General features: G+C 54.8%; 19 protein-coding genes. 12 read left to right on the top strand and 7 right to left on the bottom strand.

What is annotated here, in order from left to right:
* Positions 1-15 precede the first annotated feature (15 nt).
* From ACR0EO_RS19710 to ACR0EO_RS19695, 4 genes are all read left to right on the top strand, one after another.
* On the top strand, positions 16-1,773 hold the full coding sequence (locus ACR0EO_RS19710) for a type I secretion system permease/ATPase (protein ID WP_480692518.1): 1,758 nt from the start codon (positions 16-18) through the stop codon (positions 1,771-1,773).
* Positions 1,770-3,140 carry an HlyD family type I secretion periplasmic adaptor subunit gene (locus ACR0EO_RS19705; protein WP_480692517.1) on the top strand — a complete coding sequence of 457 codons (1,371 nt, stop codon included), beginning with the start codon at positions 1,770-1,772 and terminating at the stop codon, positions 3,138-3,140. The genes ACR0EO_RS19710 and ACR0EO_RS19705 overlap by 4 nt, the downstream gene beginning before the upstream one ends.
* A gap of 134 nt (positions 3,141-3,274) precedes the next feature.
* A complete protein-coding gene (locus ACR0EO_RS19700) occupies positions 3,275-4,042 on the top strand; it encodes an HAD-IIB family hydrolase (protein WP_480692516.1) in 768 nt (255 codons plus the stop codon).
* Between the two features lie 15 nt (positions 4,043-4,057).
* On the top strand, positions 4,058-5,287 hold the full coding sequence (locus tag ACR0EO_RS19695; RefSeq protein ID WP_480692515.1) for a glycosyltransferase family protein: 1,230 nt from the start codon (positions 4,058-4,060) through the stop codon (positions 5,285-5,287).
* On the opposite strand, the gene ACR0EO_RS19690 is transcribed toward ACR0EO_RS19695, so the two are convergent.
* Entirely contained in the window at positions 5,271-7,016 is a 1,746-nt protein-coding gene (locus ACR0EO_RS19690; RefSeq protein WP_480692514.1) for a sugar phosphorylase, read from the bottom strand. The two genes, ACR0EO_RS19695 and ACR0EO_RS19690, sit on opposite strands and share 17 nt — an antisense overlap.
* A gap of 125 nt (positions 7,017-7,141) precedes the next feature.
* On the bottom strand, positions 7,142-7,759 hold the full coding sequence (locus ACR0EO_RS19685) for a TetR/AcrR family transcriptional regulator (RefSeq protein WP_480692513.1): 618 nt from the start codon (positions 7,757-7,759) through the stop codon (positions 7,142-7,144).
* A 202-nt stretch (positions 7,760-7,961) separates the two neighbouring features.
* Here ACR0EO_RS19685 and ACR0EO_RS19680 point away from each other — a divergent pair, with 202 nt between their 5' ends.
* The 5 genes from ACR0EO_RS19680 to ACR0EO_RS19660 all read left to right on the top strand — a co-directional run bounded on the left by ACR0EO_RS19680 (position 7,962) and on the right by ACR0EO_RS19660 (position 12,495).
* Positions 7,962-8,891 carry an AEC family transporter gene (locus ACR0EO_RS19680; RefSeq protein WP_480692512.1) on the top strand — a complete coding sequence of 310 codons (930 nt, stop codon included), beginning with the start codon at positions 7,962-7,964 and terminating at the stop codon, positions 8,889-8,891.
* 103 nt (positions 8,892-8,994) lie between these two features.
* On the top strand, positions 8,995-9,828 hold the full coding sequence (gene fghA / locus ACR0EO_RS19675) for an S-formylglutathione hydrolase (protein ID WP_480692511.1): 834 nt from the start codon (positions 8,995-8,997) through the stop codon (positions 9,826-9,828).
* 3 nt (positions 9,829-9,831) lie between these two features.
* Complete coding sequence (sthA, locus tag ACR0EO_RS19670; protein WP_480692510.1) at positions 9,832-11,280, top strand: Si-specific NAD(P)(+) transhydrogenase; 1,449 nt, start codon at positions 9,832-9,834, stop codon at positions 11,278-11,280.
* Positions 11,277-11,732 (top strand): YaiI/YqxD family protein, encoded by a 456-nt coding sequence (locus ACR0EO_RS19665; RefSeq protein WP_480692509.1) that lies wholly within the window; start codon positions 11,277-11,279, stop codon positions 11,730-11,732. Before sthA ends, ACR0EO_RS19665 begins: the two co-directional genes overlap by 4 nt.
* 142 nt (positions 11,733-11,874) lie before the next feature.
* A complete protein-coding gene (locus tag ACR0EO_RS19660; protein ID WP_480692508.1) occupies positions 11,875-12,495 on the top strand; it encodes an HAD family hydrolase in 621 nt (206 codons plus the stop codon).
* On the opposite strand, the gene ACR0EO_RS19655 is transcribed toward ACR0EO_RS19660, so the two are convergent.
* A complete protein-coding gene (locus ACR0EO_RS19655) occupies positions 12,492-13,730 on the bottom strand; it encodes an MFS transporter (protein ID WP_480692507.1) in 1,239 nt (412 codons plus the stop codon). The two genes, ACR0EO_RS19660 and ACR0EO_RS19655, sit on opposite strands and share 4 nt — an antisense overlap.
* A 146-nt stretch (positions 13,731-13,876) precedes the next feature.
* Between ACR0EO_RS19655 and zapE the strand changes: the two genes are divergently transcribed.
* The gene (gene zapE, locus ACR0EO_RS19650; RefSeq protein WP_480692506.1) at positions 13,877-14,935 is read left to right on the top strand and encodes a cell division protein ZapE; all 1,059 of its coding nucleotides are present in this window, start codon (positions 13,877-13,879) and stop codon (positions 14,933-14,935) included.
* Positions 14,936-15,014: 79 nt separating this feature from the next.
* Here the strand turns inward: zapE and ACR0EO_RS19645 are convergent, their stop codons facing one another.
* Genes ACR0EO_RS19645 through ACR0EO_RS19630 form a run of 4 tightly spaced genes read right to left on the bottom strand, consistent with a single transcriptional unit; the run spans position 15,015 to position 21,265 of the window.
* Entirely contained in the window at positions 15,015-16,289 is a 1,275-nt protein-coding gene (locus tag ACR0EO_RS19645; RefSeq protein ID WP_480692505.1) for a bifunctional folylpolyglutamate synthase/dihydrofolate synthase, read from the bottom strand.
* On the bottom strand, positions 16,286-17,218 hold the full coding sequence (gene accD, locus ACR0EO_RS19640) for an acetyl-CoA carboxylase, carboxyltransferase subunit beta (RefSeq protein WP_480692504.1): 933 nt from the start codon (positions 17,216-17,218) through the stop codon (positions 16,286-16,288). The genes ACR0EO_RS19645 and accD overlap by 4 nt, the downstream gene beginning before the upstream one ends.
* 59 nt (positions 17,219-17,277) lie before the next feature.
* Entirely contained in the window at positions 17,278-18,165 is an 888-nt protein-coding gene (locus ACR0EO_RS19635; RefSeq protein WP_480692503.1) for a CPBP family intramembrane glutamic endopeptidase, read from the bottom strand.
* Positions 18,158-21,265 carry an ABC transporter transmembrane domain-containing protein gene (locus ACR0EO_RS19630; RefSeq protein WP_480692502.1) on the bottom strand — a complete coding sequence of 1,036 codons (3,108 nt, stop codon included), beginning with the start codon at positions 21,263-21,265 and terminating at the stop codon, positions 18,158-18,160. Before ACR0EO_RS19630 ends, ACR0EO_RS19635 begins: the two co-directional genes overlap by 8 nt.
* 230 nt (positions 21,266-21,495) lie before the next feature.
* Here ACR0EO_RS19630 and ACR0EO_RS19625 point away from each other — a divergent pair, with 230 nt between their 5' ends.
* Together ACR0EO_RS19625 and ACR0EO_RS19620 are read left to right on the top strand one after the other, a co-directional pair.
* Complete coding sequence (locus ACR0EO_RS19625) at positions 21,496-22,257, top strand: DUF6478 family protein (RefSeq protein ID WP_480692501.1); 762 nt, start codon at positions 21,496-21,498, stop codon at positions 22,255-22,257.
* Between the two features lie 8 nt (positions 22,258-22,265).
* Positions 22,266-22,625, top strand: coding sequence for a hypothetical protein (locus ACR0EO_RS19620; protein ID WP_480692500.1), 360 nt, complete (start codon positions 22,266-22,268; stop codon positions 22,623-22,625).
* The last annotated feature ends 73 nt before the right edge of the window (positions 22,626-22,698 follow it).

Below are 22,698 nucleotides of genomic sequence, written 5' to 3'. Positions count from 1 at the left end.
GGAAAGGGTCAAGACATGTTCCAGAAAGCCAATCCCGTCAAAACCGCCTGGGGATCGCTGCGCAAAGGCTTTGTTGCGGTCGCCTTCTTCAGCCTGTTTCTGAACCTCCTAATGTTGGCTGGCCCACTTTACATGCTGCAAGTCTATGACCGCGTGTTGACCAGCCAAAACATTGATACTTTGATCGCTCTATCTCTGCTCTTGGGCGGAGTGTTTGTGGTGATTGCGTGCCTCGACCTGATGCGAATGCGCATCCTAGGTCGCCTTGCCGCTCGCTTTGAAATGGCCGTAGGTGCTCCGGTTCTTGGAGCGGCGATGCGGCGTCGTGTTCAGGGCCAAAGCGAAGCTGGCGAAAACCTGATCGAAGACGTCAACGGGTTTCGAGAATTCATCTCCGGCACAACACTGACTGCCTTTTTCGACGCACCGTGGATACCAATCTACTTGTTGGTTTTGTACGCTCTTCATCCTTATCTAGGTTTGCTCGGACTGGCCGGAGCACTCACTCTGACCGTGATGGCGCTGATCAACAACGCACGCGCCCGGGCTCCGATGCAGCAAGCCTCGCAGGCGCGAGGACACTCTGACGCGTTGTTTAACACCGGAGATAAAAACGCCGAACTCGTGCACGCGCTTGGTATGAAATCAGATCTAGTGCGCCGCTGGACCACACTCCAGGCGGACGCCCATCAATACAAAACACGCGCCGCCGACCGGGTCGCCAGCTTTTCGGTAATGTCAAAAACAATCCGAATGGGGCTGCAGTCAGCCATTCTGGGTTTGGGTGCTGCACTCGCCATAACCGGAGAATCCACGGCGGGCGTAATGATCGCGGCGACCATCGTTCTGGCCCGCGCTCTGGCACCGATTGACCAGCTGATCGGTCAATGGCGTACATTCCTCGCCGCGCGCGGCTCTTACACCAAGATCAAGAAACTGACCGAGGAGTTTGCAGAGATCCCATCCAACCTGCACCTGCCACTTGCGTTCAAATCACTGGATGTCAAAATCGCACAGGCCGGCCCCCCGCATGCCATGAACGCGACAGTCCGGGGCATTGATTTCCGTTTGGATGCCGGAGACGTGCTGGCCGTTATCGGGCACAGTGGATCAGGCAAGACCACTCTGGGTAAAATGCTGGCTGGCATTTGGTTCCCTCAACGGGGCGAGATTCTGCTGGACGGCAGCCCAACGTCAAAATGGAACCACGAGGATCTTGGCAAGCAAATAGGATACTTGCCGCAGGACGTGGAACTGTTTGACGGCACCATCCGTGAAAACATCGCCCGATTTTCGACCGAGATCGACGATACAGAAGTATTGCGTGCAGCCAGAGAGGCAGGCGTACACGAGCTGATCAGCGGTCTGCCCGATGGTTATGAAACTCGTATAGGACGAGGTTTTTTCCTGTCCGGGGGGCAACGCCAACGTCTGGCATTGGCGCGCGCACTTTATGGCGACCCCTTTGTGCTGATCCTCGATGAACCGAACTCTGATTTGGACGCAGAAGGAGAGCAGGCCCTGCGCGAAGCGTTGCTTACTGTTCAAGAACGACAGGGCATCGCCATCGTCATGACCCATCGCCCGGCGACCTTGCAAGCGGCCAACAAAGTCATGGTTCTGCGCGACGGCAATCAGACCCAATTTGGGGACAAGAATGATGTCCTAAAAGTCAATCGCCGTAACGTACTGAACAATCCGGCCAAGCCAAACGAGACGAAACCCGAATGCCAAACGACCAATGAAACTCAGATCAGCGGAGCAGCCCAATGACACATTTGGTTCAACACTCCCAACCCCAAAACGCCGTTGCACTGCACGAAGCCCAATTGAAAGTAATCACAGAAAGCTCTGTGGGTATCGGACGCTATGTCATGTTTGGTCTTTTGACCCTGACGGCTTTTTTGGGCGGCACCGCGTACTGGGCGTTTGCATCCAAGCTGGACGGGGCCGTCGTTGCTCCGGCATCGTTTGTGGTTGAAGGGGATCGCAAAACCGTCGAGCATCTAGACGGGGGTATCATCCGGTCGATCTTGGTGACAGATGGAGAGTTCGTACAAGCCGGTCAGCCCTTGGTCCGGCTCGACAGCACAGAGATAGATGTCGAGCTCAGCGTTCTTGGCAGTCAATTGGGCGAACTATCTGTACGCCGTGCTCGCCTATTGGCACAGATGAGCGGTCAGGATCAGTTTGATGAAACAATGGCGTTGGCAGGGTTTCGCAAAGGCATGGAGCGTCTGCATTGGGTTTCGCCTTTTTTGACGCAAAAACAACTGTTTGACGCCGAATCCCGGGCAAGGCGTGCCGAAGCTCAGATCAATGCACAACGCATCACCAGTTTACGAAACCAAATTTTAGGTCTCGAAGAGCAACGACGCTCTACGCAAAACCAGACCGAGATTACCGAGATAGAACTAGCCAATTTGCAGACCTTGCTGGCCAAAGGATTGGTCGCCGTTCCCCGGGTCAGCTCGCGGCAGATCGAACTGGAACGATTGAATGGTACAGACGCCTCTTTGCGTACTCAGATCTCTCAAGCCGAAGACCAGATGCAAGAGCTTGAGCTGTCCCTTTTAAGCCAACAAAAACTGCGCGACGAGGTAATCGCCGGAGAGTTGGCCGTGGTCGAAGCGCAGCTTGATCTGGTGCGTCCACAATACGCGGGCACTTCAGAGCGGCTCAAGCGGACACAGGTCCTGGCACCGACCAGTGGCCGTGTGGTGAACCTGGGTGTGTCGACCTTGGGTGGCGTTGTCCGTCCGGGTGAGCCAATCATGGACATTGTCCCGCTTGATCAGGACTTGATTGTCGAGGCAAGGGTCAAGACCGGCGATATAGACAAACTGAGGATCGGCCAATCGACACGTATCCGTTTGTCAGCATTTACCCAGGCGGATGTACCTGAGGCCAGCGGTGAGATTTTCGACATTTCCGCCGATGCGCTTGAGGATGAACGCACCGGTGAGACATTTTACAAAGCGCGCGTCAAACTGGACTCTGAGCAGCCACATGACGTGGCCGCACTGGAACTTGTACCGGGGATGCCGGCAGATCTGTTCGTTAATACCGGTGAGCGGGCTGTCATCTCCTATCTCTCTCAACCGATAAGCGACCGACTGGCACGAACATTCATCGAGTGAGATACCACCCCCGTGCCCAAAAAATAGGCGCGGGCGCGCTGTTTGATCGGAAATTCGTCAGTACGGATTGCAATCGCCCTATCCGGACCGTCTACTTTTTGTGCGATGAGAACTGACTGTAGCTGCTTGATCCTATGAATCCTTCCCTTCCCCTGTTGGTGTTTTCCGATCTGGATGGGACATTGCTGGACCACCACGACTACTCTTGGGCTGCAGCCCAACCGGGGCTTGAGCGATTGGTGGAAATTGGCGCCGGCCTAGTTCTTGCCAGCAGTAAAACCTCGGCGGAAATCCGGCCATTGCAGCAAGAATTGGGCGTCTCAGATATGCCCGCGATCGTTGAGAACGGAGCTGGTGTTCTTTGGCCCGGCGATGAAGTCGATGATGCTTGGGGAGTTTACGAGGAACTTCGCTCAACGCTCCAACAATTGCCGTCAGGATTTCATGGGTTTGGGGATATGACGGACCTTGAGATTTCTGAAATCACTGGACTTAGCACGAAACAAGCCGCACGCGCCCGACAACGCCAATTCAGCGAACCCGGCAAATGGACTGGATCTGATGCAGAACTGAAACGTTTTCTGTCTTTGGCGGCAGAGCGAGGGATTGCTGCGCGTCAAGGTGGGCGTTTTTTGACGCTGTCATTCGGGAAGTCCAAAGCAGACGCAATGGGTGAGGTTGTCGAGCGGCTCAAGCCTGCCCGAACCATTGCTTTGGGTGACGCGCCCAACGACATTGAAATGATCCAGACCGCTGATCAGGGCGTTGTGGTCGCCAATCCCGACGGGCCAACCATTCCCGATTTCCCTCCCGAAATTGAGGCCCGGGTTCTCAGAACAAAACACAGTGGACCCCGCGGCTGGTCGGATGCGATCCTGTCGCTGACGGCGGCTTCCGAATAGAACGAGGCATTCGATATGGCAGACTTTCATCAAAACGGTAACATCACCACCCTGCACAATCTCCGCAGCCGCCCCGCCGGACACCTGGCGCATGAGATTTCGGTTTATGCCGAGACACGCAAGATCACTTTGATCCTGCCTTGCCTGTTTTCCGAACTGGAAGGCCCTGCCCTTGCTGGCATACTCAAGGAATTGGCGCAGGTGCCCTATTTGCACCGCATCATTATTGGTTTGGATCAAGCCGACGAAGCCCAGTACCGGCAAGCTCGAGCGTTCTTCTCCGATCTGCCTCAGAACCATGCAGTAATCTGGAACGACAGCCCGCGGCTAACCGAACTTGAAAACCATTTGCGCACTCTGGGGCTTGCGCCTCAGGAGCCCGGGAAAGGCAAGAATGTATGGTCGTGCATTGGGTATCTGCTTTCCTGCGCTGACAGTTCCGTCATGGCGATCCACGATTGCGATATCGTGACTTACAATCGTGAGATGCTAGACCGGCTGGTATATCCGGTCGTCAACCCAACCTTTCCATTTCAAATGGCCAAGGGGTTCTATCCGCGTATAGGCGAAGGCAAGCTGAACGGTCGCGTCACGCGCTTGCTGATAAGTCCTCTGCTGATCGCACTCAAGAAAGTGATCGGAGATCGGGACTATCTCGATTACTTGCGCAGTTTCCGCTACCCACTGTCGGGCGAGTTCGCCATTCGCACCCCTACCCTCCCCGATTTGCGCATTCCTTCTGATTGGGGGCTAGAGATCGGCGTTCTGTCCGAAGCATGGCGCAATTTGGCGCCTAAATCTGTCTGTCAGGTAGAAATCGCAGACAACTACGACCACAAGCATCAAGACCTTTCGCCCCAAGACGCCAATCGGGGCCTTTCCCGCATGTCGACTGATATCTGCAAGGCAATCTTCCGTAAATTGGCCGCAGATGGAACCGTCTTCACACCCAACATCTTCCGCACACTTAAGGCAACGTACTACCGTTCGGCATTAGACTTGCTCGAGGGATACTACACCGACGCCAAAATGAATGGGCTGGAACTGGATCGGCACAAAGAAGAGAAATCCATCGAGCTCTTTGCCGAAAACATCATCCGTGCCGGCCAGATCTTCCTCGACAACCCACATGAGACGCCGTTCATTCCAACATGGAACCGCGTGCATTCGGCGGACCCAGAGTTCCTTTTGCGCCTGAAGGACGCCGTGTCTGACGATCTTGCGGAATTCACTTCGCGTTCGTGATCCATCTGCACTGGTAGGGCGCCAGAACAATATCAGGGCCATTGGTCGCCAGAATCTCTCCGGTCAAGGCATCAGTCCAGACCTCCTCGGCGATCATATTGATATCGGATGGGCTGACGTTGACCTGTTCGGGGGAAACATTGTGCAGCGCAAAGATCGACTGACTGCGGTCCAAGCTTTGCCGCCAAACACCAAAAACCCGATCGTCCAGCCGCAAAGTGAACTGGGTAGCGTTGGGATGGAACGCAGGCTGGAGTGCCCGCAGGCGCAGACGCCGTGACAATTCCGACAGGACAAGCGCCTGATTGGACCCCGGATCGGCCAGCCTGGCCAATAGATCGGGATAATGCCAGCGGTGCCGATTGATCGCCCGGTTCATGCCGCGACGTTGTACGGCCTCATGATCGTTTGGCGTGGCCAGCAGAGAGTGGATGTAAAAGGCAGGTATACCCTCCAGCGACATCACAACAGTCTGCGAACAAATGAACCGCGCCAAATGATACTGATCTTCACCTGCAAAGGTCTCGCGCATCGCCTCGAAGTACCCGCAATTCAGCTCATAAGGCTCCTCGCGCCCGTCCGGTAGAGCTCGCATTGAAACCAGCCCTCCGATGCGGCGAACGGTGTCGATCATACGATCCTTTTCTTCGGGTGGCAGAACACCTTCAGCAGGGCGCATGCCAATGCCGTCATGGCTAGCGGTAAAGTTCAAATAGGCACAACCCAACTGTGCAGGTGGCATTGCGGCTTGCCATTCGCGCAGGTAGCGCGCCGTTCCCGACTGCATCGCATGTAAAATCAAAGGCGGTAGAGGGAAATTATATACCGCATGCGCTTCGTTCCGGTTGCCAAAATAGCTCAGGTTTTCAGTGCGCGGGACGTTGGTTTCCGTCAAAAGGACGAGAGTTTCGGTAGTGTAATCACAAAGCAGCCGCAAAAGCTGCACGATGGCATGCGTTTGAGGCAAGTGGATGCAATCGGTACCGATCTCTTTCCAGACAAAAGCCACCGCGTCCAAGCGCAGAATGCGTACCCCTTTGTCGATATGAAGACGAATAATCCGCAACATCTCGATTAACACTTCAGGGTTTGAAAAATCCAGATCGACCTGATCGTGGCTGAACGTACACCAGACATACTTCTCACCATGATTGGTATCGACCTGCCTCAACAGCGGAGTGGTACGCGGACGGACGACCCGAGAAAGATCATCTTCCGGCGACGCCTCAAAGAAAAACCGGTCGTGCGGAGGCTTCCCCTGCAAGAAGTTGGTGAACCAGGCACCCTGGCTTGAGACATGGTTCAGCACCAGATCAGACATCAAGTGAAAGTCACCCGCGATCCGTGTTATATCCGACCAGTCACCTAATTGCGGGCTTACGGTGTAGTAGTCAGAAACAGCAAACCCGTCGTCCGAAGTGAATGGAAAAAACGGCAGGATATGCACTCCATTCACCACGCCACTCAGATGACGGATCAGAAAGTCGTGCAGCAGGTCCAAGGGTTTGTGGACCTGATCCTCGATTGAGTTTCCATAGGTGATAAGAACACTGTCCTTTTCGGACCATAGCCCGTTACCAGGCTTGCGGCCCTGCTTGCGCCTGTGAGCAGACGGAGGCCAAAACGCTTCGGTGATCCGACCCGAAAGATCGGCTAGATCATTATCGGGGTAAATCTGAACGAGCAAATCGCTCAGGCGCCGGGAAAAGTTGGTATTCGCGCTGGTCAATATTCACAGGCCCTCACTGCATCCGTCTGATGGTTTTCCAGAACGGTCGGCCTGTCAAATCTCAATACTCAGACAACCGCTTTGCTAAGCAGTCGCAATTTCCTGTGCACAAATTTTAACCAGCGTCAGACGCCATATCGCGCCATGAACATGTCCACGGCCTGCAGCGCAATCTCGTCAATTTCAGATTGGGTAAAGCTGGTCTGAATCCCAAATGCAGCTCGGGGCCAAATTCTGACTTTGCACAGTTCCGAAAACTGCTCGGCGGCAATTTGGACATCTTCAATCGCTAACTCGCCCTTCTGCACTGCCTTCTCGAGGTACTCAGCCATTTGCCGCTGTCCATTCTGCGGACCGGCTTCATAAAAAGCCTTTCCCAGTTCGGGGAACCTGTCGCGCTCGGCCACACAGATCCGAAAGACCTGTTGAGCAAACTCGGACACCAAAAAAGCAGTCAGCTGAGTTGCTGTGATTGTCAGAACTTCTCGGGCAGGTTTACTGTCATCGATCATAGCGATGACGTTTTCTGCCATTCGCTTACACTCGGTCTGCGCGACCTCCATGAACAGCAAACGCTTGTCAGGGAAGTAACTGTATAGCGTCGCTTTCGAAACCCCGGCCGCACGCGCGATATCATCAACGCTTGCACCTTCGAACCCATCCGCCATGAAAACTTCTCGGGCACCCCGCACGACTTGGTCGAATTTACGGCCCGTACGTAGAATGGCGGCGGTTTGGGTCATGACCTCTCCTTCAGCAATAGGTTCACTGAAACTATAAACCGATCAGTTCAGATACAACGATTCGCATAAATTGGGCGCCATCGGAACAAGAATCTCGGCGACCATTCCCCTGAAACGTAGCGTCCTCGGCCTTGCTAACACATAGGAACCCGCAGTTGCCTCTGGACTTGCGACCCGCAAAAACCGTGCTAACACTGCGGCCATGGTCGATATATTTCTGCGCACACTTCCCTTCTTCGCGATCATCGGCCTTGGATACTGGGCCGGTCGCAGCAGATTTTTTTCCGAAGACGCGACGGCCTATCTAACCAAATTCGTCTTTTACTTTGCCTTGTCGGCCATGCTGTTCCGTTTTGCCGCCACCCTGCCCTTTGCCGAGATTTTCAACGGCCGACTGGTTCTGGGCTATCTGCTTGGGACGGTTGTTGTTTATTCACTGGCAACGTTCGTCGCGTGGATTCGGGGGCTCGATATACCCACAGCCGCCGTCGAAGCCCAATGCGCCGCGATCGGAAACGTCGGTTTTCTCGGCCTTCCCATGCTGGCCTTGCTGTTTACCGAAGCGGCCATCGGTCCGGTCATGCTGGTGCTGACAGTTGATCTGGTCGTCTTCTCATCTTTGATCGTCATCCTGATCAACGGCGGCCGCGACGGCAGGCTTACACCGGCCACATTTCGATTGATTGGGTTGGGGTTACTCAAGAACCCAATGATCGTATCGATTTCTGCGGGTATGCTTTGGTCTGCTTTGCAAATGCCAGTCCCCGCACCTTTAAATGACTTTCTTACGATCCTCGGCGGCGCCGCTACTCCTGGTGCTTTGTTCGCAATCGGAGCCTCGCTGGCCAGCAAATCCGCTGAGCGGATTCAAGTCGCGGGTTGGTTGAGCTTTTGTAAGCTCGTGATTCACCCGGCTTGTGTTGCCATAGCGCTCATTTGGATCATACCCGTTGCTGCGTTCCCTGCCGCAGTTGCAATCGCAGCGGCGGCGCTGCCCGTGGCCGGCAATGTTTACATGCTGGCGGCGCACTATGGCGTCGCCCCTCATCGGGCATCAGCGGCGATCTTGCTGTCGACAGCGGCCAGCATTTTGACAGTTCCGCTCGTCATCGCATGGGTTGGGACAACCTGATCTTCAACATTTGGAAAAATAGTCTCGCCGAAGGCACACAGCCTTTACGGCGCGTCATTGGATCGTTAGCCATGTCGCAACCCAAAACGAAGGATATAGCCTGATGGAAACCCTCTCGGAAAATGCATGTTTTGGCGGTGTGCAGGGCGTTTATCGTCACGCCTCGACCGCGTGTCAGTGCGACATGACCTTTGGTCTTTTTCTGCCGGCCGAGGCCAAGGATGGGCCTGTTCCTGTCCTGTGGTATCTGTCCGGCCTGACGTGCACGCATGAAAACGCCATGACCAAAGCTGGCGCGCAGGCATGGGCGGCTGAACAGGGTATCGCCATTGTGTTCCCGGACACATCACCGCGAGGCGAAGGTGTGGCCGATCACGAGGATTACGACCTCGGCCAAGGCGCTGGATTTTATGTCAACGCCACTCAGGATCCTTGGGCACCGCATTTCAACATGTGGGATTATGTTGCCGAAGAACTGCCTGCCTTTTTGATCGAGAACTTCCCAATCGACGGGAACCGCCAGGCAATCACAGGTCACTCGATGGGCGGTCATGGCGCGCTTACACTGGCAATGAATTTGCCGGGTCGGTTCCGATCGGTGTCTGCTTTCGCACCTATCTCGAATCCAACCGGTGCCGATTGGGGCCGCAAACAGCTCAGCGCATATCTGGGTGCAGAGGAAGCCGCATGGTCCAAACATGACGCATCGTTGCTGATGAAAGAAAAGGGCTTCGACGGCCCCATCCTGATCGACACCGGATCGAATGACCAGTTCATCGACCTTTTGCGCCCCGAAACACTGGCGCAGGCAATTGCCGAAAGTCGTCAGCAGGCAACTTTCCGTCTCCAGCCCGGCTATGACCATTCGTATTTCTTTGTGTCGACCTTCATGGAAGATCACATCACCTTCCATGCCGAAGCGTTGTACGGAGACTAACGCATGAGCAAATACGACTATGACCTGATTATCATCGGCTCTGGCCCTTCAGGCCGCTCGGCCGCGATACAGGCTGGCAAACTGAAACGGCGCGTGTTGGTGATTGACCGCAAGGATCGGTTCGGCGGTGTTTCGGTGCACACCGGGACGATCCCATCCAAGACCTTGCGGGAAACGGTTCTGAACTTGTCAGGCTGGCGCGAGCGCAGCTTTTATGGCCGTTCTTACCGGGTCAAAGATCAGATCCGTGCCGAAGACCTAAAGGCACGCCTGCATATGACTTTGGACCACGAAGTCGATGTGCTTGAACACCAATTCGCCCGCAACCACGTTGAAACGCTTAACGGGTTGGCAAAGTTCATCGGCCCTCACGAAGTCGAAGTAGCGACAGACGCAGGTGAATCCACCCGCCTGACAGCTGCCAAGTTTCTGATCGCCACCGGCACCAAAACTTATCGACCGGACTACGTACCGTTTAACGGCAAAACTGTCGTCGACGGTGATGATTTCCTCGACATGGCCGAAATTCCCCGCTCGCTCGTTGTAATCGGGGCCGGTGTGATTGGGGTGGAATACGCGACCATGTTCTCAGCGCTGGACGTTAGGGTAACTCTGATCGAACCGCGCGATACATTTCTGGATTTCATCGACAGCCGCCTCATCCACGACTTCACACACCAGATCCGCGAGAATGGCGTGGATCTGCGCTTGGGATCTGCGGTGGAGAAAATTGAGGACGCTGGTGGCCACGTCGAGGTTACGCTGGAAAACGGTCGCCATGTACGGGCAGAGATGCTCTTGTTCGCTGCTGGTCGCATGGGGGCAACCTCTGCGCTGAACCTCAAAGCGGTTGGATTGGAAACCGACCATCGCAATCGGATCAGTGTAGATCGAAAAACCTACCAAACCGCTGTGCCCCATATCTATGCAACGGGTGATGTGATCGGACATCCATCGCTGGCGTCGACCTCTCTTCAACAGGGTCGGGTCGCGGCATGCCATGCGCTTGAAACGCCGACGCTTCCGGAAAGCCCTTGGTATCCTTATGGGATCTATTCGGTTCCCGAGATATCGACCTGCGGCATGTCCGAGGAAGAGCTACAAGAGCGCGGCATTCCCTACGAGGTCGGAGTGGCCCGTTTCCGCGAAACTTCGCGCGGACACATCATGGGGTTAGAGCACGGTATGTTGAAAATGCTGTTCTCACTGAAAACCCGCCGGGTGCTTGGGGTCCAAATCGTGGGTGAAGGCGCAACCGAGCTTATTCACATCGCGCAGGCTGTATTGAACCTGAAAGGTACAGTGGATTACTTCGTCCAGAACACCTTCAACTACCCGACATTGGCCGAGGCCTATAAAATTGCCGGTCTTGACGCGTTCAACCGAATGCCAATCCCCGAAGAATTCAAGGTGAAGAAGAAAACCGCCGAGAAACAGGCGACGAAAGCGTGACAACGCTCTACATCGACGCTGATGCCTGCCCTGTGAAGGCAGAGGCAGAACGAGTCGCCACTCGGCACAAAGTGCCGATGGCGCTTGTTTCAAACGGCGGGCTTCGACCGTCGGCCAACCCTTTGGTGCAGGTGATCGTTGTTTCAGAGGGCGCAGATGAGGCGGATAAGTGGATTGCCGAACGTTGTGGCAAAGGGGATGTTGTGGTGACCTCCGACATCCCACTTGCAGCGAAATGTGTTGAGGCTGGTGCACGTGTTCTGCGCCCCAACGGTGAGGCCTTTACAGCAGCCAATATTGGCCAACAGCTGGCTATGCGTGATCTGATGGCCGACCTTAGGGCCGCCAACCCCTTAGGAGCCGGAGGCGGTGGTAAGCCCTTTGGGAAAAATGATCGTTCCCGCTTTCTTGACGCACTGGAACGAGAGTTACGGGCAGCCGCACGTAGCTAAAGCGCCTATCTCGGAATGGATCTCCACCGGTTAAAACTGGACGGGCCAGCCAACACCGCGCGCCGCGTTTGTCGCTTGAATTTCCCTTTAAGGGTTGTTTCAGTCTGCCTTGGAAAAGAATTGATTTAAGCGGGGATCAACAATGCCCATTGAAGCCGTCGTTTTTGATATCGGAAATGTTCTGATCGAATGGCAACCAGAGAGATATTACGACAAAGCAATCGGTGAGGACCGGAGAAAGGCGATGTTTTCCGAAGTTGACCTGCACGGTATGAATGACTTGGTCGACCAAGGGCATCATTTCACTGATACGATCTACGCTTGGGCCGAAAAGTATCCAGAATGGCGCGACGAAATCCGGATGTGGCACGACAAATGGATAGAGCTGGCCGCCCCGGAAATCCCCCATTCAGTACGTCTGCAACGCGCGCTTCGAGCAAAGAACATCCCTGTCTTTGCACTAACCAACTTTGGCGTGCAGAACTTCGATTACGCGACAACCGTCTATCCATTTCTGGATGAGTTTGACCGACACTATGTCTCGGGCCGTATGAAGGCTGTCAAACCCCACGTTCCGATTTACGAGATGGTTGAGGCCGATTGCGGTTTGGCACCAGAAACACTGTTGTTTACAGATGATCGCATCGACAACATCGAGACCGCGCGGTCTCGTGGCTGGCAGACGCACCATTTCACTGAGCCGCAGGGGTGGGCCGACCGATTGGTGGCAGAAGGCCTTTTGACCTCAGACGAAGCGCTTTAGGCTGCGACTGCTGTTCCCCGGTTTTCACGGACAGGAAGATGGACAATGGCACTGAAGGCTCCGATCGCGACGCCGATCCACCAAACCATGGTGTAATCACCGTACTGATCGTACATGCGACCGCCCAACCAAACTCCTAGGAAACTGCCAACCTGATGGCTGAAAAAGATAATGCCATACAGCGTGCCCATGTAGCGCAATCCATACAGGTGAGCCACCAGACCAGAGGTTAGCGGAACCGTCGCCAACCAGAGCGACCCCATCACCAGTGAAAACACGATGACCGACACGGGTGTTATCGGGAAGATGATGAAAGCCGCTGCGGCGATCGTACGCCCGGTATAAACGAACGCCAGCAAGTATTTCTTAGGGAAGTGGTTTCCCGCCCAACCGGCCAACAGGGTACCGCAGATATTTGCCAAACCAATCAAGGAAATGGCAACTGCTCCAAGGGCAGAAGTCGTCTGAATACCAATCGAGTGCAGTACGCCGCCGGGCTGAATCGGGCCGCACATCTCGGTCACGAAAGCCGGGAAATGCGCTGTGATAAAGCCCAACTGATAGCCGCAGCTAAAGAACCCCAAAAAGATCAAGGTGTAAGACGGGTCCCGGAAGGCTTTGCCAAGTATCTGACCCATACTCTCTTCAAGCTCGACCTTATTCACCGGCCGAGGCACGCGCATGAACGGCAAAGTCAGGGTCAACGCGAGAATTGCGACAGCAAAGACGATGAACACCTGTTGCCAAGATAGGAAGGTCAGCATCCATTCGGCTGTAGGCGCCCCTAGAACTTGGCCAAAGCTGCCCGCCGCAGTCACAATAGCTAGCGACATTGAACGGTTCTCATCCGTCGAAGCGCGCCCAACCACAGCCAAGACAACACCGAACCCAGTACCAGCGATACCAAAACCGACCAACCACGCGTACATCTGATGCTCGAAAGGCGTCACAGACCACGCCGACATCACCATACCGGCGGCATAGGTCAACGCCCCTAAAATGATCGCACGGCGGTCCCCCATTTTTTCGGCAATCGCACCAAAAATGGGCTGACCAATCCCCCAGGCGAGGTTCTGTATCGCAATCGCCATGGAAAACTCAGTGCGCAACCAACCGAATTCATCCGCAATAGGAATCTGGAAGACCCCGAACGACGCGCGCACGGCGAAACTAACCGTGATGACGATACAGCCGACAACAAGGATCGGGTTCAACAGGCGGCTGGGCTGGGGCATTACAACCTCGAGTTAAAGGAAAGACGAAATTATCCAGAAAAGCCCGTGCGTCAATTCAGGAGTTTTGCGGTTATAGATAAGCAAAATTGATGTGTCGTCAAAAAGGCTGCTTTTCAACGGACAAGCCGGGCGCTATGCCTCAATCTATGACGGACTTAATTTCGCTTTACGACACGCTGGTTGCCGACGGAACTCTGACCAGAGATGACGCACAAGAGGCCGTTCTTCCCCATTTCGAACGCATTCGAGCAGCTTTGGCCGAACCGGTAAAGCGCGGCTTTTTTCGCAAAGCGCCACCGCCACCCAAAGGATTGTACCTGTGGGGTGGCGTGGGTCGCGGCAAATCCATGCTCATGGACATGTTCGTCGATGCACTCGGAGATATTCCTGCGCGGCGGGTTCATTTTCACGCCTTCATGCAGGAAATTCATGCTGGAATGCACAAGGCCCGCAAGGACGGGATCGAGGATGCTTTGGCGCCGGTCGCTGCTTCGGTGACTAAGTCGGTCCGTGTTCTGGCTTTTGATGAGATGCAGATCACCGACATCACAGACGCCATGATTGTTGGCCGCCTGTTCGACCTGCTGCATGAGGGCGGTGTGGTAGTTGTAACGACATCAAACCGTCATCCCGACGACCTGTACAAAGATGGGCTGAACCGCCAGCTTTTCCTGCCTTTTATTGCGCATATCAAAGAGCAACTTGAAGTTTGGGAGCTTATCTCACCGACTGATTACCGACAAAACAGGCTAGAGGGGGCACCGGTGTACTTTACTCCGATCGGCCCCGAAGCGCGGCAAAACCTTCGTAGCGTATGGAACGATCTTTCAGGTGGAGCAGCAGAGCCGTTGATTTTGCAGGTGAACGGTCGCGCAGTGGAACTGCCTGCCTTTCGCAATGGAGTAGCTCGTGCCAGTTTCTATGATCTGTGCGGACGGATGCTTGGACCCGCAGACTACCTGGCTGTCGCCGATGAAGTGAAAGTTCTGGTTCTAGAGGACATTCCGCGCCTTTCGCGGAACAACTTCAACGAAGCCAAGCGCTTTGTCACACTTATCGATGCTTTGTACGAGGCCAAGGTCCGTTTGATTTGCTCGGCGGCCGCCGAACCCGAAATGCTGTATGTCGAAGGTGAAGGGACGTTTGAGTTTGAGCGTACCGCCTCGCGACTGCGCGAGATGCAGGATCAGGATTGGGGGAAATAGGGGGCACTGCCCCCTTTGAAAACCGATCGTTTCCACCAAAACCACAAGTGGCCAGATAAACCCCGGTTAAGGACTTTCCTCAGCCGTTTTCACGCAGGATGTTGCCGGCCAGGTAAAGGGACCCGCAGATAAGCACACGCGCTTGCGGATCACTTGCAGTGATTGTCTCCAAAGCCTCAGCAACACTATCGGCAGTTGAGGTGGGTAAATCGACTTTGGCAGCTGCGGCGGCAGTCTCTTCGGCGCTTAGCGTGGCGGCTTCTCCGGGAATCGAAACCGCGGTCAAGGATTGCGCGCGCTCCGCCAGCGGGGCGAGATAGCCGGTGACGTCTTTGGTGTTGAGCATACCGCAGATCATGTGCGTCGGACGCACGGGCAGTTTTGCCAAAACGTCAGCCAACGCAATTCCTGCGGCAGCGTTATGACCGCCGTCCAGCCATAGCTCAGCCAGCGGTGCAGCTTCGACCAAAGGACCTGTTTTTAGACGCTGCATCCGAGCCGGCCATTCGGCCTTGGTCACCGCGGCCTCATAGGCATCATCGCCCAAGTTCAGGTGGCGCAGAACCGCCAGCGCGGCGCCAGCGTTCTGGATCTGGTGCGCACCCAGTAGGTTTGGCAGCGGCAAGTCGCGCAGACCGACTTCGTCCTGATAGATCAGACGACCGTTTTCCTCATGCACGTGCCAATGCTGACCATGTACGAGAAGTGGCGCACCCAGCCGGGCAGCGGTATACTCAATGACCTCCAGCGCCTCGTCCTGTTGCGGGCCAACAATACACGGGACACCAGGCTTAATAATGCCAGCCTTTTCGGCTGCGATCTTACCCAGAGTGTTGCCGAGAAACTGTTCATGGTCGATCGAGATGGGCGTAATTACAGTTACGGCCGGATCGTGAATGACATTGGTCGCGTCCAGTCGACCGCCCAGCCCCACTTCGAGCAAAGTGTAATCCGCCTTCGCCCGGGCAAAAGCCAGTAGAGCGGCACAAGTCGTGATCTCAAAGTAGGTGATGTTTTCGCCACTGTTCGCTGCGTAGCATTCATCAAGAACCGCAGTCAGGTCTGGTTCTGAAATCAACTCTCCGGCTAGGCGGATACGCTCATGGAACCGCGCCAAGTGGGGCGACGTATAAGCGTGAACTGAAAGCCCTGCCCCTTCCAAACCGGCGCGGAGCATGGCTTGCGTTGAACCCTTGCCATTCGTCCCGGCGATATGGATGACCGGAGGCAGTTTGGTCTGAGGGTCATCGAGTGCCGCCAACAAGCGCCAAACACGGTCCAAGGTCAGGTCAATGATCTTGGGGTGCAGCGCCATCATCCGTTCAAGGATGAGGTCGGATGTCTGAGACGTCATTTTTCGCCTTCGTCCTCAGCCGGGGTTTCGGCAGGGGCTTCTTCTGGTTGAGGCGCCGGAAGGTCGCCTTTCACCGCCGGCGGTTGATTCATCAACATACGCGTGATCGTAATCAGTTCATCGCGCATCTCGGTACGTTTGGTCACACGATCCAACATACCGTGATCCAACAGGTATTCAGCGCGCTGGAACCCTTCGGGCAGTTTTTCACGAATGGTCTGTTCAATCACACGCGGTCCGGCAAAACAGATCAGCGCGTTAGGTTCCGAAATGTGCACGTCGCCCAGCATTGCATAGGATGCAGTCACACCCCCAGTGGTCGGATGGGTTAGAACGACGATGTATGGCAGGTTCGCCTCTTTCAACATCTCGACCGCCACAGTGGTCCGAGGCATCTGCATCAGGCTAAGAATACCTTCTTGCATCCGCGCGCCACCTGCTGCCGAAAACAGGATCAGAGGACGCTTCAGCTTCACCGCTTCTTGTGCGGCTGCAATGATGGCATTACCAACATACATACCCATCGAACCGCCCATGAACGAGAAATCCTGAGCAGCCGCGATAATCGGCGTGCGTCCGATCTCTCCGCTCGCAACCAGCATCGCTTCTTTCTCGCCGGTCTTTTTCTGGGCCGCTTTCATGCGGTCAGGGTATTTCTTCTGATCACGAAACTGCAGCGGGTCATCTTTGGGCGCAGGCACTGCGACCTCAGTAAAGATGCCACCGTCGAAGAGGTGATTGAAACGTTCGCGCGGTGTGATTGCCATGTGGTGATCACATTGCGTGCAAACATTCTGATTTTCCGCCAATTCGCGGTGGAAAAGCATCGTGCCGCACTCGTCACACTTGTGCCATAGGTTTTCGGGCACTTCCCGGCGTGAGAAGATCGAGTTGATCCGGGGGCGGACGTAGTTTGTGATCCAGTTCATATCGGAACCTTGCTAGTGCGGCTTTGACGTCAAATAAGACGCAACGGAAGGAAATGCAATCAGCGCCTGAGCGCAAGTCGTGCTGTCAGCCAGCTAACGATGATTATAAAGAAATCAACATAGAGCCATTGCCGCAGCATACCTGTGTCTGACATATCCAGAGGCAAAAGATAAAGAGCCAGCCCGCTAAGGCTGTCAGGCAACGAGATAAACAGTAACGCAACTGTATTGTTGAAGAAATGCAATGCGATAGCAGGCCCCAATGTCCCTGAACGGGCGGTTAGGTCAGCCGCGGTGAGGCCAAACAGGCAGGACCAAACGGCAACGAGCAAGGCGTTGTCTCCAGCGGCCGCCGGGGCATAGTGGCCGGCAGCGAAAAGCACGGATGGAATCCCCATCCAGATAAAGGGCGAGCTAAAACGCGCCGCCAAACTCTGCTGCATGTAGCCCCGGAACAGAACCTCTTCGGCGCTGGTCTGAATCAGCACCGCCAGTAAAGACAGCGGCAAAAACATGAGCCACTTGGAGAAGGCCAGGTTCTGCTCAAGAGGTTCCCCCATACTGTAAGGCGGCAAAAGCGCGAGAATGATTGTCAAAACCACCAGCGCTTTGAACACTACCCAAAACTGCGAAAACCCGAGACTGTAAGACCCTAGGATCGAACCTAATGAGCGGTGTTGCATCTGTCGGGCTGCTAAGGCCACTCCGAGGGTGGTGAAGCTAAAACTCCCTAACAGAACAACCATAGCCATTGGGGTTGATCCCGTCAGAAGGTCCTCTGCCCAATCATTAGATCCAAGCCCGGCAACTGAAGCAAACAGAACCAAGTTCAACACTGTCACGACCACTGCGACAATCGCTAGACCGACCAATAGCCTCCACAGCTCTGGCTTCGCACGAACGTCGCGCACAAGCTGCTCATGAGCGGCATAGGCTGACTCACGCATTTTCACCTGCATCTTCCACCCCGACCATCTGAGGGACCTCTGGGAAAAAGGCGCTGGAGTTGCCCGTCTCAGATATTCTGCTCGCAAGACCCGTCAGGTTTAGAGCGACCGACTTCAAAAGTTGCGTGGCAACTGACGCATCACTTTCCAACACAGCACGGAATTCTTCCGCCCCGATGCGCAGGAAAGAACAATCGGTCGTCGCAACCAAATTCAACTGCCGTGTCTCTTCTGTGATGATAGAGAGATCACCAATCAAACGCCCGGGTTCAATGATGGAAACAGTGCGAACACTTCCACTGTCGTCCGGCCAGTCCAAACGCGCCTGACCAGTGATGCATAAGTAGGCCGCGTCAGGTACCTGCCCCTTGGAAAAGATGGTCTGACCAGCGGCTGCGTCGTACCATTGCGCCGAAAACGCCAACAACCGTTGATTTCGGCCGTCAATTCCAGCGAACAGGTCCGTCGAAGAAAGAATTTTGAGTTTGCGGCTCAGATCCGCACTCGCCACTGGTTCATCCAGATCACGCGTTTTCGAAACGCCGTCTATACGCCCGTCCTTAATTTCTACGAAAAGATCATATGCTTCTGGATGGGCAAAATGGTCTTCCATAAATATCATGATGGAATCCGGCAGCAACTCACGCAGTTTTAGACGGGTTCTCAGTCGGCTTTCCGAGTCGTGGCTTGCCAAAGCCTTGTCCAAAATAAGAACATCAGGGCGTTTGATCCCCGCTCGAGAGAAGGCCGCCCTTTCCTGGAACACAGTCGGCAAGTTGTTTCCACCCAAACCCGATGGAAGATCATAGATGATAGCGGCCGCGCGTCGGCGCAGACCCGCTTCGTTCAGAGCCTCGGCCACCACATCTTCAATTTCGTCCTTGTGCGCACCTGCCATCAAGGAAATCCGCCCGTACAGAGCATTCTCCATCACAGTCATTCGAGCAATATACGCGTCCGGTGTGACGGGCACGAACATACCCTGCAACGAGTCCCTTAACCGCTCGGCCTGACCGCTTCGGATCGACAGGATCTTGTCCTTGTACTCGTCCGGGAAGTCGGGGCCGATCTGTTCCGCCGTCAAAAGGAAGGGAACGGTCAGCAACAAGGCACGCTCTCGCTCGCTGATGCCAGCGTCCCCCTTGGCCTTTCGTTGCTCTTCAATATCGAGAAGGCGGTGATACATGTCCTTGGTCATACCCAGACGCAGGAATAACGGGTGGTCCGTGCCGTCCCGTCCGAACGTCTGACTCAGCGTCTCGATCACGGCGTTTGAGATCGCCATTGCATCATCGTCTAGCTCATGGCTGCGCAACATCGACATAAAACGGTCATCACCGGCCAAAATGTCCGGCGAAATATCATGAGAAGGAGCGGCATACAGCAGGTTACCACCGAGTGGGACAGCTGGGTTAAACCGCTCGGGATCAAACCGATAGACATAACGGTCCAAACCCTTTTCACGCAGCCGCTCAGCCACGGTTTCGCGCAGATCGACAATTTCCCGCGCCAAAACCGGGTGCTGCACGGGGTTAAACTGGGTGCGCAGGGTGCGGCGGAACATAAACTCATCGATGCCCATCGCCTCGACGAGCTTGAACCACCAATCTCGAATCTCTTCGAGATTGTCCAAACCAGCCAAACCGGGATCCACCCATTCGTCCGAAAGGGAATCTGTCGGATTGCCTGCCCGTGCGGCCTCAATCTGCCAGCGGGCCGGGTCGGATTTCGCCTCGGCCTCATGCTGGGGGTGCGTCCGTAGGGGCATCAAAAGATTGTCGCCCAGCGTCCCGTCAAACAGATACGGCCTAGAATAGGCATAGCCAATCCGAGCTGCGATGACAGATTGATGTAAGGTCGTCAGGTTGTGCCCGTCTATAATCACTTCACCCTGCACCGGTAACAGTTCGCGTGTTAGAAGTTGGGCCAAAGCACTGCGCTCAGCGGCGCTGGCCGACTGAATAGCAACGCGCGCGCCCTTGGGAATTGTCAGATCGATATCTTCAAGAATGGTTTTGCCGTCGTCGTCCCGCACGGTGACGTTGTGCAGTTCGATGTCTCCGGTCAGGTGAGGAATTGTCTCTGGCTCCCCGACGAAAAGATGCTCGGGGATCATATTGTCCGGGGCGAACCGTTCCGTGACAACTTCCCAGCGCAAAGACATGTCCTGCACCTGGTTGTAATAGGTCAGCAAGTCCTTCCATGGACCGCTGAGATCCTTGTAGGCCCCGAGCGCCGCAACAAGAGCGCCAACCGTGACCTCTCCTTTGATCGCCAGATATCCGCCGACCGAGTAGAAAAGGAACGGCGTCATCTGAGTGATCAGGTTATTGAGGAACTTCATAAAGAATTTCTTGTTGTAGATCTTGAACCGGATCTCGAACAAGTTCCCCAGTCGGTAGCTAAATTGCGCCAGCCTGTACCGCCAGCCGCCATTAGTACGCAGGTCACTGATACCCGCCGCACTTTCCCCGATTTCCGAGCTAAGGTGACGAACCTCTTGAATGCGTTCTTTGTTCAGCAAGTTTATCTGACGCTGCAGCTTTGGGATCAGCCAGGCTTGCAGTGGAATAAGCGCTATACTAGCCAGTCCAAACCAGACGCTTTGCATGAACAAGAACGTAACAATCGTCATCATCTGGCCGAACTGGAACACAGGCTGAGCTATCGCATCACCCATTAGTCCACCCATAGGCTCGGCTTCAGAGGTGATCATCGAGACCAGTTCACCTTGGCTGGTAGTGGCAAAATACGATTTGGGAAACCGCATGCTGCGGTGAATCAGTGTGAATCGCAGACGACGAAGCATACGCTCGGCCAGAACACCCTTCATCGTGTTGATGCGCATCTTCATCACGCCACTGGCGATAACGGTGGCCAGGAAAGCGACACACAAAATCATCAGGTACTGAACCTGAGTGACTGTGAACCCTAGAATGGACACGGTGTCGGTCGGGGCACCGATCGCATCGTTGATGATCTGCTTTGGAAGTTCAAGCGAGGCATAGAGAAACGGGAAGGACAAAACTGTCAGCACCAACAGCACAAGCTGTTGTTTCTTCGAATGCTTCCAAATGAACGTGAAAAGAGTGGGTTCCATTCCCCGGCCTTGCCTCGGTGAGTTTTAGGTGCTTTGGCGTATTCCTCTGCAACCGGATGTCAGACGGTAAGCACTGGCAGAGTCGATTGCAAGAATGGCGGCTTGTCTTCCAAACCTTGCCGTAGATGCCCAGTCACAGTTAACTGATTTTTGGCGTGTGAATTGCAAATTCACCCTTATCCCCCGCTCCGTCTTTCACTAAAGAGGGAGCAAGTTCAGACGATGGGACCATGGGCAGACTTCTGGATCGCTATATTCACCGCAAGGTATTGGAGCGTTGGCGCAAAGCATCGTGCGACGCCGAAGAGATTCCGACACAGGTCCTGCGTCAACAACGAGACGAAGCGCGCAAGCTGCGGACCCATCTCGACGTGCTGCTACACAGGGCCGAAGGACGGCTTTCACGTCCTTTGGTAGGGTCCTCTCAGTTCCCCAAGCCTTTGGGCACCGATTGGTCTTGGAGGCCCGATCTCTGGCGGGGGCCGCTGCCGCGTCGAGGGCTGGCTTCGGCATCACGAAAAGCACCTATGGATCGCCAAGTCACCCTGTTTCATGATTGCAAGCTGTGTGAAATCGGGATGCGGCAAACACGAAACGGTCGCGACAGCGATCTGGCAGCTTTCGGGCTATCAGTTGAAGTGTTTGGGTTTGAGGGGTCATTCCTTTCCTTATCCGTAGAATTGCCGCCCGAGGCAGCGGAGGATCTGTCGAAATTACATCTGGTCCGCGTAGATGCTCTGATCGAAGCCGAATGCCCACTAGAAGTGTTCGGGCGCTTGAACATCCAGCATGGCCCGAATACCGATAACGTTTTGCGCAAACTGGACCTAAATGACCCGTCGGTTTCGGTTGATTTTGATCTGGCCCATCTTCCCTTGAATGAACGGCGGGTCGAAAAAATTTGGCTGGATTTGATCTTTGAAAACCCTCGGATGAATCGTGTGAACCTGCGCGATTTGACCTTCTGCCGCCACCACCGCGCTGATCTATGAGTTCCCGTATGATGCATCCGACATTGACCCCCATCCGGTTCGAAAACGGTATCTGGACGGGCCATTTACAAGCAGACGGAGAACCGCGGATCGAAGTGCGATATCAAGATCAAGTTCTTAATGATGTTGCGATCACAGCGGCTGAGTCTGGCTGGTCTCTGAGCATTACGGTCCCTGTTTCCGCACTGTCGGATGGGGTGCATTGCTTTGTGATCGTGGATGCGGCGACAGTTGAAAAAGTTGGTGATTTCACGATCATTGCTGGCACGCCCGCAGCCGAAGACCTGCGGGCTGAGATCGAACTTCTCCGGGCCGAACTGGACATGTTGAAGCAAGCGTTTCGCCGGGTCCAAAGCGCCAAGGGCTAGTCCATCCCCGGGTAAATCCCTATCTTTTGAACGATTTCCGTGCATCATTGAGTGACCCGCAGCAAATGGGGCA

This window comes from Ruegeria sp. BE9, from assembly GCF_056538765.1.
This window is presented reverse-complemented; position numbering and strand designations above follow the sequence as displayed.